This is a genomic window from Cupriavidus sp. AU9028 (genome assembly GCF_019795295.1).
Classification (GTDB): Bacteria; Pseudomonadota; Gammaproteobacteria; order Burkholderiales; family Burkholderiaceae; genus Cupriavidus.
Genome location: NZ_JAIMCG010000004.1, coordinates 19,120 through 37,543 on the forward strand (window position 1 = coordinate 19,120; position 18,424 = coordinate 37,543).

Here is an 18,424-nt window from a genome sequence, read left to right on the forward strand (position 1 = left end):
GACGGGGGAGAGGGCACAGCGCCGGCACTTCCCCCGATGCTCGCCCGCAACCTGACCCACTTCGTCCGCCTGCTTCGGGCGGCGGGACTGGCGCTGTCGCCGACGCATGCGGTCGACGCCCTGAACGCGCTGGCCCATACCGGCCTGGAGCGGCGCGAGGACGTGCGCGCCGCGCTGGCTGCGCTGATGCTCGGCGGCCCCGACCAGCGCCCGCTGTTCGATGCCGCCTTCGACCTGTTCTGGCGCGACCCCGACTGGGAGGGCAAGCTGCGCGCGCTGCTGCTGCCACGCGTGGACGGCACCGCCCCGCCACCGCCGCGCAACAACCGGCTGGCCGATGCGCTGGCCGCCCGGCAGGCGCCGCCCCCCGCGCCCGCGAACGGCGCGCCGGCAAGCCAGCGGATCGACGCCACGCTGACCTTCTCGGCCGAGGAACGTCTCGCCCAGCGCGACTTCGACACGCTGTCGGCCGTGGAATGGCGGGCGCTGCAGCACCTGATCCGCTCGCGGCGGCTGCATCTGGCCACCGAGCGCACCCGCCGGCTGCGCCCCGCCAGCCGCGGCACCCACGCCGACCTGCGCGCCAGCGCGCGGCAGGCAGTGCGCCAGCATGGCGAATGGCTGCGCTGGAAATACCGCCGCCGTGCCGAGCGGCGCCCGCCGCTGGTGCTGCTGCTCGATATTTCCGGCTCGATGAGCCAGTATTCGCGCGCGGTGCTGTACTTCTGCCACGCCCTGATGCAATCGCGCGAGCGTCTGTCGGTCTTCCTGTTCGGCACCCGGCTGACCAACATCACCCGGCGGCTGCGCGAACGGGATCCCGACGTCGCCATCGCGGCCATCGCCGACCAGGTGCGCGACTGGTCCGGCGGCACGCGGATCGGCCAGACGCTGGCGGCGTTCAATCGCGACTGGGCGCGCCGGGTGCTCGGTGGCCGCGCCACGGTGCTGCTGGTCACCGATGGCCTGGATCACGACAACATCGCGCTGCTCGCTGGCGAAATGGCCCGGCTGCGCCGCTTCGCCCATCGCATCGTCTGGCTCAATCCGCTGCTGCGCTACGCCGGCTTCGAGCCGACGGCTCGCGGCGTGCGCGCCATGCTGCCGCACGTGGACACGATGCGGCCGGCCCACAACCTGTCCAGCCTGCTCGCGCTGGAGTCGGTGCTCGGCACCCCAACCCAACAGGAGACCATCGCACCATGGAAATGACACAGAGCCAGCGTCTGCCGGTGCCGCAGGCGCAAGCCTGGGAAGCGTTGAACGACGTCGACCTGCTCAAGCGCTGCATTCCCGGCTGCGAGAGCATGGAGCCGGATGGCGAGAACGCGTACCAGGTCGTGCTGACCGCCGCGATCGGTCCGGTGAAGGCGCGCTTTCGCGGCAGGATGGCACTGCAGGACATCCAGGCGCCGGACAGCTATACCATTGCCTTTGACGGCCAGGGCGGCGCGGCCGGGTTCGGCAAGGGCACCGCCGATGTGCGGCTGGAGCCGGATGGCGAGGAGACGGTACTGTCGTACGCGGTGCACGCACAGGTGGGCGGCAAGATCGCGCAGATCGGCTCCCGGCTGGTGGACGGCGCGGCCCGCAAGATGGCCAACAGCTTCTTCAGCGCCTTTCGCCAGGCGCTTTCCGGGCCGACGGGCGAGAATGCCCAGCCGGATGCGGCCCCTGCGCCGGCCGAAGGCGAACCGGCAGAACCTTCGGCAAGCGGCCAGGACCAAGCGAACGAGCCAGACAAGCGGAAAGGATTATGGACAGCGTGGATCTCGAAGTCCTGAGAAGCACCGTGCGATGGACGGCCGCCGGCCATCGCACGCTGCTGGTCACAGTGGTCAGGACCTGGGGCTCGTCGCCCCGCCCGGAAGGGGCGATGCTCGCGGTGCGCGATGACGGGCTTGTGGTCGGCTCGGTCTCGGGCGGCTGCATCGAGGACGACATCATCGACCGCGTGCGGCGCGAAGGGATCGCCGGCACGCTGCCGGAAACCATTCGCTATGGCATCAGCGCCGAGGAGGCGCACCGCTTCGGCCTGCCCTGCGGCGGCACCATCGAACTGGTGGCCGAACCGGTCGGCGCCGCCAGCCGGCTCGCCGAACTGCTCGACGCGGTGGAGAACGGCCGCCTGGTCAGCCGGGAGCTGGACATGGCCAGCGGCGAGGCGACGCTGGGCAAGGCCGACGCCACCGACGGGCTGCGCTTCGATGGCCGCACGCTGTGGACGGTGCACGGTCCCCGCTACCGGATGCTGGTGATCGGCGCCGGGCAGCTGTCGAAATACCTGTGCCAGATCGCGGTGGGCCTGGGCTTCCAGGTGACGGTGTGCGATCCGCGCGAGGAGTACACCGAGACCTGGGACATCCCCGGCGTCACCATGGTGCGCACCATGCCCGACGACACGGTGATGGAGATGAAGCTGGACGAGCGCAGCGCGGTCATCGCGCTGACGCACGACCCCAAGCTGGACGACCTGGCACTGATGGAGGCGCTGCGCACCCCCGCCTTCTACGTCGGCGCACTCGGTTCGCGCCGCAACAACCAGGCGCGGCGCGAGCGGCTGCGCGAATTCGACCTGAGCGACGCGCAGCTGGCGCGGCTGCATGGGCCGGTCGGCATCTATATCGGCAGCCGCACGCCCCCGGAGATCGCCATCTCGATCCTGGCCGAAGTGGTCGCGGCGAAGAACCATGTCACCCTGCCCGACATCCTGCAGGTGGAGGGCGCCAAGGCTGCGCGCGAACTGGCGGCCAACGAGGCGAGCACATGCAGTCCGGCCCGCTGATCGATTCCGACCTGCCGGTTGGCGTGCTGCTCGCCGCGGGATTCGGGCGCCGCTTCGATGCCACCGGCGCGCGCAACAAGTTGCTGGCGCCGCTGGAGGATGGCCGCAGCGTGGCATGGCACAGCGCCAGGACACTGGCCACCGCGCTGCCAGGCGCGCTGGCCATCGTGCGGCCGGACCAGCAGGCGCTGTCGGAGCAATTGCGCGAGGCCGGCTGCCACGTGATCGCCACTGCTCGGGCCGAGGCCGGCATGGGTGCGGCGCTGGCCGCCGCGGTGGAGCAGACGCCTGGCGCCCGGGGCTGGGTGGTGGCGCTGGCCGACATGCCGTGGGTGCCGCTGGAGCTGGTCCGCGCCGTGGCGCTCAGTATCGTCACGCCCGAAGCCATCGCGGCGCCCTGGCGGGACGGCCGGCGCGGCCACCCGGTCGGCTTTGGCGCCGCCTGGCGCGACGCGCTGCAGCGCCTCGATGGCGACCAGGGCGCGCGGGCCCTGCTGGAGACGCGCACGGTCACGCGCATCCTGACCGATGACGACGGCGCCTTTCGCGACATCGACACCCACGCCGATCTGCCGGGCAGCAGCGCCGGTCCGGCCTGAGCCGGCCTAGTTGTCCTCGATCTCCCGCAACGAGCGCAGGTATTCGCGGCTCCACCAGTGCACGTCCTGTGCGCGAATGCGCTCGAGCAGCTTCTGATGCCGGTTGCGCCGCTCGGCCAGCGGCATGTGCAGCGCGAACTGGATCGCCTGCGCCGTGCCCTGGACATCGTACGGATTGACCATCAGCGCTTCCTTCAGCTGCTCGGCAGCGCCGGCGAAGCGCGACAGCACCAGCACGCCCGGATCGTCCGGATCCTGCGCGGCGATATATTCCTTGGCCACCAGATTCATGCCGTCGCGCAGCGGCGTCACCAGCGCGACCCGGCTGGCGCGGCACAGCCCGGGCAGCCGCTTGCGCGAGGTGGTGCGATGGATATAGCGGATCGGCATCCAGTCGAGTTCGCCGAACTCGCCATTGATCGAGCCGGACATGCCCTCGAGCTGGCGCCGCAGGTCGGCATAGGCGTCGACCGACTCGCGCGACGGGGCGGCGATCTGCACCAGCGTGGCGCTCGAGCGGTTCTCCGGATACTGCGCCAGCAGCGCCTGGAACGCCTTCAGCCGCTCGGGCAGGCCCTTCGAGTAATCGAGCCGGTCCACCCCCAGCAGCAGCCGCCGGCGGGCGTACTGCGCCATCATCATCTCGTAGGTTTCCTGCGCCTCGGCGCCCTTGCCCAGGGCGACGAACCCGTCCACGTCGATGCCGATCGGGAACGCCTGGGCGCGTACGGTGCGATGGTAGGCCCGATAGCGGTGGTCGCCCATCGGCTCGGCCCGACCTTCGGACTGCGCATAGCGGCTGAAGTGCTCGAGGTCGGCCTGGCTCTGGAAGCCCACCAGATCGTAGGCGAACAATGCCCGCATCAGCCATTCATGCTGCGGAATGGTGGACAGGATCGGCGGCGGCGGCAGCGGGATATGCAGGAAGAAACCCATGCGCTGGCCGCATCCCATCGCGCGCAGCTCGGCCGCGAGCGGGATCAGGTGGTAGTCATGGATCCAGATGATGTCGTCTGGCTTGAGCAGCGGCGCAAGCTTGCGCGCGAACAGCTGGTTGACGCGGCGGTAGCTGTTCAGGTGGCCGGCGTCGAAGTCCGCCAGATCCACCCGGTAGTGAAACACCGGCCACAGCACGCCATTGCTGTAGCCGAGGTAATACGCATCGTGGTCTTCCCGGGAAAGATCGACCGTGGCCAGGGTCACGTTGCCGGCATGCTGGATATGCAGCTCGCCTTCGCCGGGGGTGCCGCCCCGCTCGGTCTGGATCACCTTGCCACTCCAACCGAACCACAGCCCGCCCGTGGCGTTCAGGGTTTCGCCGAGTGCCACGGCGAGGCCGCCCGCGGCGGCGGCGTTGCGCGGATCGGCCACACGGTTGGATACCGCTACCAGTCTTGACATATGCCTCCTGTCCGGCGGCGCGCCGGCGCGCACCGCCCGTTGACCCGGGGCCGGATCAGATCACCGCATCCCATGGGGACGACAGGCGCATGGCGCCATTGATCAGGCCGACCATCGAATAGGTCTGCGGGAAATTGCCCCACATCTCGCCGGTAACCGGGTGGGTGTCCTCCGAAAGCAGTCCGAGCGGATTGCGGGCCGCGAGCATGGCTTCGAAGATCTCGCGCGCCTGCTCCTTGCGGCCGATGCGCGCCAGCGCGTCGATCCGCCAGAACGTGCAGATATTGAACGCCGTCTCCGGCTTGCCGAAGTCGTCCGGCGCCTCGTAGCGGCGCATGTACGGCCCGTCGCACAACACCTGCTCCAGCCGCTCCAGCGTGGAGACGAAGCGCCGGTCGCGCGGGTCGATGAAGTTGACCTCGGCCATCAGCAGCACGCTGGCGTCCAGCTCCCGGCCGCCGAAGCTCTCGGCGAAGGCCTGGCGCTCCTCGCTCCAGGATTCGCGCAGGATCCGCTCGCGCATCGCCTGCGCATGCTGGTGCCAATACGCGGCGCGCGACTGCAACTGCAGCGTCTCGCCGATCTTGGCCAGCCGGTCGCAGGCGGCCCAGCACATCAGCATCGACGAGGTGTGCACCCGTGCGCGGGTGCGCAGCTCCCACATGCCGGCGTCCGGCGTGCCGAAGACCCGCACCGCCTGTTCGCCCACCTGCTCCAGCACCCGGTACTCGGCCGGGCCGGCGCGGTGCAGCAGCCGGTGATCGTGGAATGCCTGCGCGGCGCCCAGCACCACGTTGCCATAGACATCGTGCTGGAAGTGCTCCTGCGCCTGGTTGCCCACGCGCACCGGCCCCATGCCGCGATAGCCGCCGATGTGGTCCAGCACGTGTTCGGGCAGATGCCGCTCCAGGCCGATGCCATAGAGCGGCTGGATATGGCCGTCCTGGGACTGCATCACGACGTTGGACATCCAGCGCAGGTAGTCCTCCATCGTGCCGACTTCGGACAGGCTGTTCAGCGCGCGAATCACGAAGAAGGCGTCGCGCAGCCAGCAGAAGCGGTAGTCCCAGTTGCGCCCGCTGTGCGGCGCCTCGGGAATGCTGGTGGTCATCGCGGCGACGATGGCGCCGGTTTCCTCGTACAGCGACATCTTCAGCGTGATGGCGGCGCGGATCACCGCATCCTGCCATTCGCGCGGCACCGCCAGCCGGCGCGTCCACAGCTTCCAGTACGACACCGTCTCCTGCTCGAAGTCGCGCGCGGTCTCCTCGATGCCGCCCATCAGCGTCTCGTCGGGGCCGAGGATGAAGTCGACCGGCCGCAGCAGCAGGAAGGGCGTGCGCTCCAGCACGTAGGTCAGCGGCGCATTGGTGGTCATGCGCAGCGTCATGTCGTCGCCGATATAGCGGACATGGCTGCTGCCGCGCGCGACCCGGGCCGCGTTGCGGCCCCAGCCGAAGCGCGGCGCCACGGTGACGCGAATGCGCGGCGCGCCCTTGAGCGGACGCACGCGCCGCACCAGCGTCAGCGGCCGGAAGTAGCGTCCGTGGCGGAAAAAGCGCGGGGCGAAGTCGGTGACTTCGAGACTGTTGCCGTGGCGGTCGGTGAGCTGGGTGCGCAGTACCGCCGTATTCGGCTCGTACCACTGGCGCGCGTGCTCGAAGTCCTCGATCTCGATGGAGAAGTGCCCGCCGTTCTCGCTCGAATCGAGCAGGGCATTGAAGACCGGATCGCCGTCAAAACGGGGCAGGCAGCTCCAGACGATGCGGCCCCGCTGGTCCACCAGCGCCGAGAAGGCGCAATTGCCGATCATTCCCAGCGACAGCGATGGTTCGCAATGCGGCGACAACCGCTGTTCCGCGCCCACGCCGGCGTCCGCCGCGACACGGTCGTACGCGACTCCGGTGCCTGACTCGCTCACTCGTACCCCCTTCAACTTGCGCGATGATTGCTGGATGACGCCATGTCTTGTCCGCCGGGCGGAACCGCCGGCGGCGTGGCTGGCGAGGCCGGCGGCCCCGCAGCGGAATCGAGCGCCCGGGCACTGTGGTGCAGCCAGGCGCGCAGGTCGGCGGGCGCCGGCACGCTGACCGAAGCGGCGCTTTGCCGCTGCCCGACCAGCACGCCGAGGCCGCCCAGATGGTTGACCATGGCAAAGCCGTCTTCGTCGGTAACATCGTCGCCGGCGAAGACCGGGCGGCGGCCGGCAAACGGCGCGGAGCGCATCATCAGCTCGATGGCGCTGCCCTTGGTGACCCCGGCCGGCTTGACCTCGACCACCATCTTGCCGTGCAGCATCTCGGCGCCGCTGACGTTGCACAGGGCATCGGCGACCTGGTCGCGCACCAGCGCCTCCAGCGCGGGCACCGCGCGGTAGTGCACCGCCAGCGCCATCGGCTTGCGCTCCAGCCGCAGACCGGGATTGGCGGCCACCAGCGCCTCCAGGCTCGGCAACAGCTTGTCCAGGTCGAAGCCCGGTGCCTCCAGACGGCTGCCGTCGGCGGCGCGCATCTCGGCGCCATGGACACCGGCAGTGGGAAGCTTCAGCGGCTGGAGGAAGTGATCCAGTTCGGCGATGGTCCGCCCCGACACGATCGCCAGCGCGCCGTCCAGATGACGATGGAGGGCGCGCAGGGTCCCCACCAGTTCCGCTTCGACCTGCACGAGGTCGGGCCGAGGGGCAAGATCGGCCAACGTGCCGTCGAAGTCCAGGAACAGCGCAGTATCGGGAGCGATCAGCGATAGGGATGACATCGCTGCACACCGTAACACGACAGCCAACGAGCGTCCACCCGCTGGCGTCCTACATGGCGCTTGCTGCATACCGTGCGCTGGCTGTCCCTCTCCCCGGACCCCTCTCCCACAAGTGGGCGAGGGAGAAAACCGGCGGGGCAGTCGTCCGTGGTGGGTTCGCTCCCCTCTCCCGCCCTGCGGGAGAGGGGCCGGGGGAGAGGGCAATCCGGCGCGCAAACATGGCCCCTGCGGCGGCCACACCGCCTCATCCCTTATCATTAATGGTTTACCGCAGCCCCCCTTCCCGGGCCGCCCTGCCCTATCGCGCACTTTCGCGCCCTCGGGCCGACACCTCCACCGGCAAGCAAGCCGGCCGCCGACATGACCAGCAAGACAGCCAGCAAACCCGACTACCTGAAGAAGATCCTGACCGCCAAGGTGTACGACGTGGCGCAGGAGACCGAACTGACCTTTGCGCGCGAGCTGTCGGCACGAATTGGCAACAACGTATGGTTCAAGCGGGAGGACACCCAGCCGGTGTTTTCGTTCAAGCTGCGCGGCGCCTACAACAAGATGGCGTCGCTGACGCCCGAGGAACTCAAGCGCGGCGTGATCGCGGCATCCGCGGGCAACCACGCACAAGGTGTCGCGCTGTCCGCGGCCCGCCTGCAGTGCAAGGCCGTGATCGCGATGCCGGTCACCACGCCCCGCGTCAAGATCGATGCCGTGCGCGAGCGCGGCGGCAAATGGGTCGAGGTGGTGCTGCACGGCGAGTCGTACAGCGACGCCTACCAGCATGCGGTCGAGCTGGAAAAGAAGCAAAAGCTGACCTTCATCCATCCCTTCGACGATCCGGACGTGATCGCCGGCCAGGGCACCATCGCCATGGAAATCCTGCGCCAGCATCCCGGCCCGATCCACGCGGTGTTCGCCGCCATCGGCGGCGGCGGCCTGATTTCCGGGGTGGCGGCCTACATCAAGGCGGTGCGCCCCGAGATCAAGGTGATCGGGGTGCAGACCGTCGATTCGGACGGCATGAAGCGTTCGATCGACGCCGGCAAGCGGGTCGAACTGAAGGACGTGGGCCTGTTCGCGGACGGCACCGCGGTCAAGCTGGTCGGCAAGGAAACCTTCCGGCTGGCGCGCGAGCTGGTCGACGAGATCGTGCTGGTGGACACGGACGCGATCTGCGCTGGCGTCAAGGACGTGTTCCAGGACACCCGCAGCATCCTCGAGCCGTCCGGCGCGATGGCGGTGGCCGGCCTGAAGCTGTACGCGCAGCGCGAGAAGCTCAAGGGCCAGAACCTGGTGGCGATCGCCTGCGGCGCCAACATGAACTTCGACCGCCTGCGCTTCGTCGCCGAGCGCGCCGAGGTGGGCGAGGCGCGCGAGGCGGTGTTCGCGGTCACCATTCCCGAGGAGCGCGGCAGCTTCCGCCGCTTCTGCGAGCAGCTGGGCACCCGCAACGTCACCGAGTTCAATTACCGGATTGCCGACAACCGCGTCGCCCATATCTTCGTCGGCGTGCAGATCAGCAACCGCGCCGAGAGCGACCGCATCGCCGCGAACTTCCGCCGGCACGGCTTCGACACGCTGGACCTGTCGAACGACGAGCTGGCCAAGCAGCATATCCGCTACATGGTGGGCGGCCATTCGCCGCTGGCGCACGATGAACTGCTGTACCGCTTCGAATTTCCCGAGCGCCCCGGTGCGCTGATGCGCTTCCTGTCGAGCATGAGCCCGAACTGGAACATCAGCCTGTTCCACTACCGCAACCAGGGCGCGGATACGTCCAATATCCTGGTCGGCATCCAGGTGCCGAAGAACGAGAAGCGCGCCTTCCGCGAATTCCTCGCGACCCTGGGTTACGTACACTGGGAAGAGACCGACAACCCCGTCTACAAGCTGTTCCTGGCCTGAGGGGCATGCCGCGTCACCCTTGATGGAGCTTCAATGAGCCTGCCCGAACATTCCCCGCTCGGCAAGGTTTCGGCCTACAAGGCCGAATACGACCCGAGCCTGCTGTTCCCCATTCCGCGCGCACCCAAGCGCGCCGAGATCGGGCTGGCCGAAGGCGCGGCCTTGCCGTTCTTCGGCGTCGATTTCTGGAATGCCTACGAACTGTCGTGGCTGAACCAGAAGGGCAAGCCCCAGGTCGCGCTGGCCACCTTCATTGTGCCGGCCAACACACCGAACATCGTCGAATCGAAGTCGTTCAAGCTTTATCTGAACAGCTTCAACCAGACCCGGCTGGCGTCCGCCGAGGCGCTGCAGCAGCTGCTGCACCAGGACCTGTCGGAGGCAACCGGCGGCCCGGTACAGGTGCGCCTGACCACCGAGGCGGATTTCGCCGGGCAGCGCATGGGCGAACTCGACGGCCTGCTGCTGGACCGGCTCGATATCGAAACCGACATCTACGAGCCGGCGCCCCAGTTGCTGCGCGCCGATCACGAAGAGACCATCGTCGAGGAGACGCTGGTGTCGCATCTGCTCAAGTCGAACTGCCTGGTCACCGGCCAGCCGGACTGGGGCAGCGTGCAGATCCAGTACGTTGGCGCCCCGATCGACCAGGAAGGCCTGCTGAAGTACCTGATCTCGTTCCGCAACCACAACGAATTCCATGAGCAGTGCGTGGAGCGAATCTTCGTGGACGTGATGCGCCAGTGCAGGCCGGCCAAGCTGGCGGTCTACGCCCGCTACACCCGGCGCGGGGGGCTCGACATCAATCCGTTCCGTACCAACTTCAACACGCCCTGGCCGGACAACCGGCGCAACGCGCGCCAGTAAGGCCGGCCGCGCCAGACGGGCGGCCCCCGGCCAAGGGCGCGTCTCAGCCGGCCTGCAGCATCCGGGCCAGGGCCGCATGGCCGGCCCCGTCCGCCAGTTCCGCGGCCGTGCGCCCGGTTGCATCGCGCGGCGTCAGGCTGGCGCCGGCCTGCAGCAGGCGGCGTGCCGATGGCATGTCCCCCGCCTGCCCGACGTACATCAGCGGCGTCATGCCCGCCATGTCGGCGACCTCGGGGCTGGCGCCCGCCTGCAGCAGCAGGGACAGCGTGGCGGCGCGGCTGCCGCCCTCGCCCTGCAGCTCGTCCGAGCGGGCCGCCAGCAACAGCGGCGTGCGCATCGCGGCATCGCGCCGCTGCAGTTCCTCGGACTGCGCCCCGTCCACCAGCAGGTCCACCGCCTCGGCATGCAGGCCGGCGGCGGCGTAGCACAGCGCCGTCCAGCCAGCCCCGGCCGACCCTTCGCGCGGATCGCGGCGGGCACCGGCCTGCAGCAGCAGCCGGACCATGCCGGCATCGCCGAACAGCGCCGCCAGCATCAACGGCGTGCGTCCGCGGCTGTCGGTGGCATCGACACGGGCGCCGGCCTCGATCAGCGCGGCAGCCGCCTCCGGCTGGCCGGCGGCCGCCGCGCACATCAGCGCCGTCTCGCCGCCGGCGAAGGCGGGCAGGTCGGCCGCGGGCACGGCGGCGCGATGCGAACCTTGCGCCTGCAGCAGCAGGCGCACGATGTCGGTATGGCCATGCGCCGCCGCGATGGCCAGCGCATCGTGCCCGCCGGTCGTCAACGGCGCCTGCAGCCACTGCGGATCCGCCAGCCACTGCCGCACCGTCGCGGCGTCGCCGCACTCCAGCGCTGTCGTCAGCGCTCCCGCGCCGCAGCGCGCCAGCCAGCGCCGGTAGTCGCCCGCCAGTTCCCGCACCAGGCTGCCCAGCATCGCCTCGCCGGCATTGTTGCCGCGCGCCAGCGCGGCCGGTACCAGCCCGGCCCGGTTGCGCAGCACCAGCACGGCGCGCGCGGCGCAGGCTTCGCCGGCATCGTTGCGGTCCAGATGCCGGACCATCATGCGCACCGCCTGCGGCACCGGCGGCCGCATGGCGAAGGCCAGATGCAACGGCGTGTCCCCGGCGGCGTTGGCGCGGGTCGGATCGGCATCGTGGCGCAACAGCCAGTCGAGCATGTCCGGATCGGCGCCGGCGAGCACGGCATGGTGCAGGGCCGTGTTGCCATCCGCATCGCCGGCATTGAGCGCCGCCGCGCCGGTGCCGGCCGGCCCCGGCAGCGCGGCGGCGCTGCCCGCGCTGCCAGCGTCGAGCGGGCGAACCATGTCAATCAGCCGGGAAGAAGAGGAGGAAGGAAGCACCATGGGATTCTCCGGAGGTAGTCCTGGCGTTCGGGTTGACTGTTGCGGTCGGGGCGGCAATGACGCTCGGTATGCCGCTCGACCGGTGGCATGAAAGATGAGGCCGCAATGCTATGGGCACGGGGCAGCCGGCTCTTGCGAAAACTGGCCAAAGCTGTGCAAAGGATTCGGACTACGGTGCAGACCTGAGCCAAGGCCACGGTGGTCGTGGCAACGGCCTGGAACGGGCGCGAGCGCCGTGCGGAGGCGGGATCGGCGGGGATGCGGCAGAGGCGGGAACGCCCCTTGGCAACATATTTGCTACAGTTTACGCCCGACCTGCCCCCGGGCCCGGCCTCCGGTGCCTGGGGCGCTTCATCAAAGGACCGCTTCCCATGTCTTCCGGCGTCATCCGCATCCGCGGCGCGCGTCAGCACAATCTCAAGCAAGTCGACCTGGACCTTCGCACCCGCGAGATGACCGTGGTGACGGGTCCGTCCGGCTCCGGCAAATCCAGCCTGGTCTTCGATACGCTCTATGCCGAGGGCCAGCGCCGCTACGTCGAAACCTTCAGCGCCTACGCGCGCCAGTTCCTGGACCGGATGGACCGGCCCCAGGTCGACCGCGTCGAGGGCGTGCCGCCCGCCATCGCCATCGACCAGACCAATCCGGTGCGCAGCTCGCGCTCGACGGTCGGCACGATGACGGAGCTGAACGATCACCTGAAGCTGCTGTTCGCCCGCGCCGCCCAGCTGTTCGACCGGCAGACTGCCCTGGCGGTACGCCACGACACGCCCGAGACCATCTACGCCGAGCTGCGCGAGCGTGCGGCGGCGGCCGGCGACTGCCGGCTGGCGGTGACCTTCCCGGTCGAGCTGCCCGAGGCCACCACCGAGGACGAGATCGCCCAGTGGCTTTCGGTCAGCGGCTATACGCGGGTGCAGGCGCAACGGGTGGTGCAGTCGTCCACCGGACCGCGCAAGTTGCTGGACGTGGTGGCGGACCGCTTCCGCATCGGCGGCGCCGACAAGGCGCGCGTGATCGACGCCATCGAATCCGCGCTGCGCCGCGGCGCCGGCCGCGTCAACGTCTATGCGCTGCTGGACGAGGGCGAGCAGATCTGGCGCTTCTCCACCGGCCTGCACTGCCCGGAGAGCGACCTGCGCTATGCCGATCCCCAGCCCGCGCTGTTCTCCTTCAACTCCGCCTACGGCGCCTGCGAAGCCTGCCGCGGCTTTGGCCGCGTGATCGGCGTGGACCTGGGCCTGGTCATTCCCGACGGCCGCAAGACGCTGCGCGAGGGGGCGATCAAGCCGATGCAGACGCCGGCCTGGAAGGAGTCGCAGGACGACCTGATGCGCTACGCGGCGCGCGCCGGCATCCCGCGCGATACCCCGTGGGCCGAACTGACCGAAGCGCAGCGCCACTGGGTCATCGAGGGCGACCCCGACTGGAGCGGCAAGTGGAATACGCAGTGGTACGGCGTGCGCCGCTTCTTCGACTACCTGGAGTCGAAGGCGTACAAGATGCATATCCGCGTGCTGCTGTCCAAGTACCGCAGCTACACGGTGTGCGACACGTGCGGCGGCGCGCGGCTCAAGACCGAGGCGATGCAGTGGCGCCTGGGTTCGCGCGAGAACGCGGACGCCGTGCTGGCGCCCGAGCGCCGCTTCATGCCACGCGGCGTGCAGTGGTCGCGCGACCAGCTGGAGTCATTGCCGGGCCTGACCGTGCACGACCTGATGCTGCTGCCGATCGCCCGCATCCGGCGCTTCTTCGACGAGCTGACGCTGCCCAGCGCGCTGCTGGACGACGCGCTCAGGCTGCTGCTGACCGAGGTCCGCACCCGGCTGAAGTACCTGTGCGATGTCGGCATCGGCTACCTGACGCTGGACCGGCAAAGCCGCACGCTGTCCGGCGGCGAAGTGCAGCGCATCAACCTGACCACCGCGCTCGGGACCTCGCTGGTCAACACGCTGTTCGTGCTCGATGAGCCCAGCATCGGCCTGCATCCGCGCGACCTGAACCGCATCGTCGAGGCGATGCGCCGGCTGCGCGATGCCGGCAATACGCTGGTGGTGGTCGAGCACGACCCTTCGGTGATGCTTGCCGCCGACCGGCTGATCGACATGGGACCGGGTCCCGGCGAGCGCGGCGGCACCATCGTCTACGACGGCACCCCGGACGAGATCCGGCACGCGGATACGCTGACCGGCCTCTATCTGGGCGGCCATCGCCGCGTCGCGCACGCCTCGGACTGGACCCCTCGCCCCGTCGACGACGCGACGCCCCGGCTGGTACTGGAAGGCGCCAGCGAGCACAACCTGCGCGACGTCACCGTGTCGATTCCGCTGCAGCGGCTGGTCTGCGTCACCGGCGTGTCGGGCTCGGGCAAATCGACGCTGATCCAGGACGTCCTGCATCCGGCCCTGGCACGCCACTTCGGCCGGGCCACCGAAACGCCGGGCGCGCACCGGGCGCTGCACGGCGCCGGGCAGATCGCCGACGCGGTGTTCGTCGACCAGTCGCCGATCGGCAAGACGGCTCGCTCCAACCCCGCCAGCTATGTCGGCGCCTTCGACGAACTGCGCAAGCTGTTCGCCAAGGCGTCGCTGGCAAAGCAGCGCGGCTATACCGCCGGCACCTTCAGCTTCAACTCCGGCGACGGCCGTTGCCCGACCTGCGGCGGCTCGGGCTTCGAGCATGTCGAGATGCAGTTCCTGTCGGACGTGTATCTGCGCTGCCCGGACTGCGACGGCACCCGCTACCGCGCCGAAATCCTCGAAGTGAAGATCGAGCGCGGCGCGCGCGCGCTGAGCGTGGCCGATGTGCTGGAGCTGACCGTCAGCGAGGCGGTCGAGCTGTTCGCCGGCGACGCCGAGGTCCTGCGCGTGCTGCAGCCGATCGTCGATGTCGGCCTCGAATACGTCAAGCTGGGCCAGCCGGTACCGACCCTGTCGGGCGGCGAGGCGCAGCGCCTGAAGCTCGCCGGCTTCCTCGCGGAGACGGCGCAGGCTGGACGCAAGCGCGTCAAGCCCGATGCCAGCGAAGGGCGGCTCTTCATGTTCGACGAGCCCACCACCGGTCTGCATTTCGACGATATCGCCAAGCTGATGCGCGCCTTCGGCAAGCTGCTGGAGGGGGGCCATTCGCTGATCGTGATCGAACACAATCTCGACGTGATTCGCGCGGCGGACTGGATCATCGACCTGGGCCCCGAGGGCGGCGACGGCGGCGGCGAAGTGGTCTGCGCCGGCACGCCGGAGGACACCAAGGCCTGCGCGCAGTCGCACACCGGCGCGGCGCTGCTGCAATACGAGCGCGACATGACGCAGGACGACGCGCACGCGCGCCAGGCGGCGCTGCGCGAGCAGGCCCGCACCGGTTCGCCGGCGGCGCGGCGGGCCCGCCATGCCATCGAAGGCGAGGACGTGGTGCGCATCGTCAATGCCCACGAGCACAACCTGAAGGGGCTGAACGTCGATATCCCGCACAACCGCTTCAATGTGGTGACCGGCGTGTCCGGCTCGGGCAAGTCGACGCTGGCCTTCGACATCCTCTTTCACGAGGGCCAGCGCCGCTACCTCGAATCGCTGAACGCCTATGCGCGCTCCATCGTGCAGCCGGCCGGGCGGCCGGAGGTCGATGCGGTGTTCGGCATTCCGCCGACCGTGGCCATCGAGCAGCGGCTCTCGCGCGGCGGACGCAAGAGCACCGTGGCGACCACCTCCGAGGTCTGGCACTTCCTGCGGCTGCTGTACGTGAAGCTCGGCCTGCAGCACTGCGTCAATGACGGCACGCCGGTCAGCGCGCAATCGCCGGAGTCGATCCTGGCCCAGCTGCTGCGCGAGCACCGCGGCCAGCATATCGGTCTGCTGGCGCCGCTGGTGGTCAACCGCAAGGGCGTCTATACCGATCTGGCCAAGTGGGCCAAGGCGCGCGGCTACAGTCACCTGCGTGTGGACGGCGCCTTTGTGCCGGTCGATCCCTGGCCGCGGCTGGACCGCTTCCGCGAACACACCATCGAGCTGCCGGTCGGCGACGCGGTGGTGTCCGCCGACAACGAGGCCGCGCTGCGGGCGTTGCTCGAGCAGGCGCTCGAGCACGGCAAGGGCATCGTGCATCTGCTCGCCCCGCTCGATGGCCTGCGCGAGGCGCTGGACGGCGGCGAGAACGGCGACGGCATCGGCGCGGTGACGGTGCTGTCCACGCTGCGGGCCTGCCCGTGCTGCGGCACCAGCTATCCCGAGCTGGACCCGCGCATGTTCTCGTACAACAGCAAGCATGGCTGGTGCCCGCACTGCGTCGGCACCGGTCTGGCGCTCACGCGCGAGCAGCGCGCCGCCTATGACGACACCGTGCTCGCCGGCGACGACCGTGGCCGCGAGCAGACCCTGCCGTCCGAGGAGCCAGAACCGGAAGGACTCGGCCATGCGCCCTGCCCCGAATGCGGCGGCACGCGCCTGAACCCTGCCGCACGCGCCGTGACATTCGCAGGCCGCGCCATCACCGACATCGCGCAATGGACGGTGTCGCAAACCCGCCAGTGGGTGCCGCAGCTGCGGCTGCGCGGGCGCGACGCCGACATCGCGCGCGACGTCGTCAGCGAGATCCGCGGCAGGCTGGAGTTCCTGGAGGAAGTGGGACTCGGTTATCTGACGCTGGACCGCGCCGCGCCCAGCCTCTCCGGCGGCGAAGCGCAGCGGATCCGGCTGGCGGCGCAGCTGGGCAGCAATCTGCAGGGCGTCTGCTACGTACTGGACGAGCCAACCATCGGCCTGCATCCGCGCGACAACCGCATCCTGCTCGATGCGCTGCGCAAGCTCGGCGACAAGGGCAATACGCTGGTGGTGGTCGAGCATGACGAGGACACCATCCGGCGCGCCGACCATATCATCGATATCGGACCCGGCGCGGGCAAGCGCGGCGGCAACGTCGTCGCGCAGGGCAGCGTGGACGATCTGGCGGCGCAGCCGGATTCGCTGACCGGGCGCTTCCTCGCCCGGCCGATCGTCCATCCGCTGCAGCCGCGCCGGCCGGTGGTCGAGCCGGGCGATGGCGCCGAGGCACAGCCGCCGCACTGGCTCACCGTGCACGGCGCCAATCTGCACAACCTGCGCGACATCACCGCCACGCTGCCGCTGTCGCGGCTGGTGGCAATCACCGGCGTCAGCGGCTCGGGCAAGTCCACGCTGGCGCGCGACGTGCTGATGACCAATCTGCTCGACGCGGTGGGCCGCTCGGTGCTGTCCTCGCCCGCCACCCGGCGCGCACGCAAGAGCGCCAGCGCGGACAAGCCCGCACAGACACAGGGGCGCGGCACGCGCAGCGCGGTGGAGGTGGTGCACAACTGGGTCGGCTGCGCCTCGGTCACCGGATGGGAAACCATCGACCGCGTGCTGGAGGTCGACCAGACCCCGATCGGCAAGACGCCGCGCTCGTGCCCGGCCACCTATATCGGCGTGTGGGACGCGATCCGCCGGCTGTTCGCCGATACGCTGGAAGCGCGCGCACGCGGCTATACCGCCAGCCGCTTCTCCTTCAACACCGGCGACGGCCGCTGCCCGGCCTGCGAGGGCCAGGGCGTGCGCACCATCGGCATGAGCTTCCTGCCGGATGTGAAGGTCGCCTGCGATGTCTGCCACGGCCAGCGCTTCAATGCGGAAACGCTGGCGGTCACCTGGCGCGGCCGCAATATCGGCGAAGTGCTGACGATGGAAATCGACGAGGCGGTCGAGTTCTTCGCCGCGATGCCGGGCATCGCCCATCCGCTGCAGCTGATGAAGGACGTGGGGCTGGGCTACCTGACGCTCGGCCAGCCATCGCCCACGCTGTCCGGCGGCGAGGCACAGCGGATCAAGCTGGTAACGGAGCTGGCCAAGGTGCGCGACGACATCACCCGGCGCGGCCAGAAGCCACCGCACACGCTGTACGTGCTGGACGAGCCCACGGTAGGCCTGCACATGGCCGATGTCGCCCGGTTGATCCACGTGCTGCACCGGCTGGCCAACGGCGGGCACAGCGTGGTCGTGATCGAGCACGACCTCGATGTCATCGCCGAGGCGGACTGGGTGATCGACCTGGGACCGGAAGGCGGGGACGGCGGCGGCACCATCGTCGCGGCCGCGCCGCCCGAGGTGCTGGCGCGCGAGCCGCGCAGCCATACCGGCGCGGCACTGGTGCCGGTGCTGGCGCGGCAGGCGCCGGAAACGGACGAGAAGGAGGCGGACACCGAGCCGGTAGCGGCGCCGCTGGCCCGCGCCGGCTAAATGCTGACCAGGCTTGCACAACGAACGCGTCGTTCCCGCGAAAGCGGGAATCCAGCGTCTTCAAAAGCCACTGGGTCCCCGCCTTCGCGGGGACGACGAGGTGTTGTCACCGGCGTCGGGATGACATGCTGACCACGCTTGCACAACCAATGCGTCGTTCCCGCGAAAGCGGGAATCCAGCGTCGTCAAAAGCCACTGGGTCCCCGCCTTCGCGGGGATGACGGGGTGTTGTCACCAGCGGCGGGATGACATGCTGACCACGCTTGCACAACCAACGCGTCGTTCCCGCGAAAGCGGGAATCCAGCGTCTTCAAAAGCCACTGGGTCCCCGCGTTCGCGGGGATGACGGGGTGTTGTCACCGGCGTCGCGACGACATGCTGACCACGCTTGAACAACCAACGCGTCGTTCCCGCGAAAGCGGGAATCCAGCGTCTTCAAAAGCCACTGGGTCCCCGCCTTCGCGGGGACGACGGGGTGTTGTCACCGGCGTCGGGATGACATGCTGAACCA

Annotated in this window: 11 protein-coding genes; 7 read left to right on the plus strand and 4 right to left on the minus strand. The window is 69.5% G+C overall.

Going from position 1 to position 18,424, the window contains the following annotated elements:
• Nucleotides 1-36 precede the first annotated feature (36 nt).
• The 4 genes from K6V06_RS05730 to K6V06_RS05745 are packed head-to-tail and all read left to right on the plus strand — an operon-like array spanning nucleotide 37 to nucleotide 3,384.
• Nucleotides 37-1,212, plus strand: coding sequence for a VWA domain-containing protein (locus K6V06_RS05730; protein ID WP_222240892.1), 1,176 nt, complete (start codon nucleotides 37-39; stop codon nucleotides 1,210-1,212).
• Nucleotides 1,203-1,784, plus strand: coding sequence for a CoxG family protein (locus K6V06_RS05735; protein WP_222240894.1), 582 nt, complete (start codon nucleotides 1,203-1,205; stop codon nucleotides 1,782-1,784). The genes K6V06_RS05730 and K6V06_RS05735 overlap by 10 nt, the downstream gene beginning before the upstream one ends.
• Nucleotides 1,757-2,785 carry an XdhC family protein gene (locus K6V06_RS05740; RefSeq protein ID WP_222240896.1) on the plus strand — a complete coding sequence of 343 codons (1,029 nt, stop codon included), beginning with the start codon at nucleotides 1,757-1,759 and terminating at the stop codon, nucleotides 2,783-2,785. The genes K6V06_RS05735 and K6V06_RS05740 overlap by 28 nt, the downstream gene beginning before the upstream one ends.
• The gene (locus K6V06_RS05745) at nucleotides 2,767-3,384 is read left to right on the plus strand and encodes an NTP transferase domain-containing protein (RefSeq protein WP_222240898.1); all 618 of its coding nucleotides are present in this window, start codon (nucleotides 2,767-2,769) and stop codon (nucleotides 3,382-3,384) included. The genes K6V06_RS05740 and K6V06_RS05745 overlap by 19 nt, the downstream gene beginning before the upstream one ends.
• A gap of 6 nt (nucleotides 3,385-3,390) precedes the next feature.
• Here the strand turns inward: K6V06_RS05745 and otsA are convergent, their stop codons facing one another.
• The 3 genes from otsA to otsB form a co-directional block, all read right to left on the minus strand.
• Nucleotides 3,391-4,785 carry an alpha,alpha-trehalose-phosphate synthase (UDP-forming) gene (otsA, locus tag K6V06_RS05750; protein ID WP_222240900.1) on the minus strand — a complete coding sequence of 465 codons (1,395 nt, stop codon included), beginning with the start codon at nucleotides 4,783-4,785 and terminating at the stop codon, nucleotides 3,391-3,393.
• A gap of 55 nt (nucleotides 4,786-4,840) precedes the next feature.
• Nucleotides 4,841-6,598: a glycoside hydrolase family 15 protein gene (locus tag K6V06_RS05755; RefSeq protein WP_222241494.1), complete on the minus strand. Its 1,758-nt coding sequence runs from the start codon at nucleotides 6,596-6,598 to the stop codon at nucleotides 4,841-4,843.
• A 119-nt stretch (nucleotides 6,599-6,717) separates the two neighbouring features.
• Complete coding sequence (gene otsB / locus K6V06_RS05760; RefSeq protein ID WP_222240902.1) at nucleotides 6,718-7,539, minus strand: trehalose-phosphatase; 822 nt, start codon at nucleotides 7,537-7,539, stop codon at nucleotides 6,718-6,720.
• A gap of 360 nt (nucleotides 7,540-7,899) precedes the next feature.
• Between otsB and ilvA the strand changes: the two genes are divergently transcribed.
• A complete protein-coding gene (gene ilvA, locus K6V06_RS05765) occupies nucleotides 7,900-9,438 on the plus strand; it encodes a threonine ammonia-lyase, biosynthetic (RefSeq protein WP_222240904.1) in 1,539 nt (512 codons plus the stop codon).
• 33 nt (nucleotides 9,439-9,471) lie between these two features.
• On the plus strand, nucleotides 9,472-10,305 hold the full coding sequence (gene queF, locus K6V06_RS05770; RefSeq protein WP_222240906.1) for an NADPH-dependent 7-cyano-7-deazaguanine reductase QueF: 834 nt from the start codon (nucleotides 9,472-9,474) through the stop codon (nucleotides 10,303-10,305).
• A gap of 43 nt (nucleotides 10,306-10,348) precedes the next feature.
• Here queF and K6V06_RS05775 read toward each other — a convergent pair whose 3' ends face one another.
• Nucleotides 10,349-11,668 carry an ankyrin repeat domain-containing protein gene (locus tag K6V06_RS05775; RefSeq protein WP_222240908.1) on the minus strand — a complete coding sequence of 440 codons (1,320 nt, stop codon included), beginning with the start codon at nucleotides 11,666-11,668 and terminating at the stop codon, nucleotides 10,349-10,351.
• A gap of 371 nt (nucleotides 11,669-12,039) precedes the next feature.
• Here K6V06_RS05775 and uvrA point away from each other — a divergent pair, with 371 nt between their 5' ends.
• Nucleotides 12,040-17,913 carry an excinuclease ABC subunit UvrA gene (gene uvrA, locus K6V06_RS05780; RefSeq protein ID WP_222240910.1) on the plus strand — a complete coding sequence of 1,958 codons (5,874 nt, stop codon included), beginning with the start codon at nucleotides 12,040-12,042 and terminating at the stop codon, nucleotides 17,911-17,913.
• Nucleotides 17,914-18,424 lie beyond the last annotated feature (511 nt).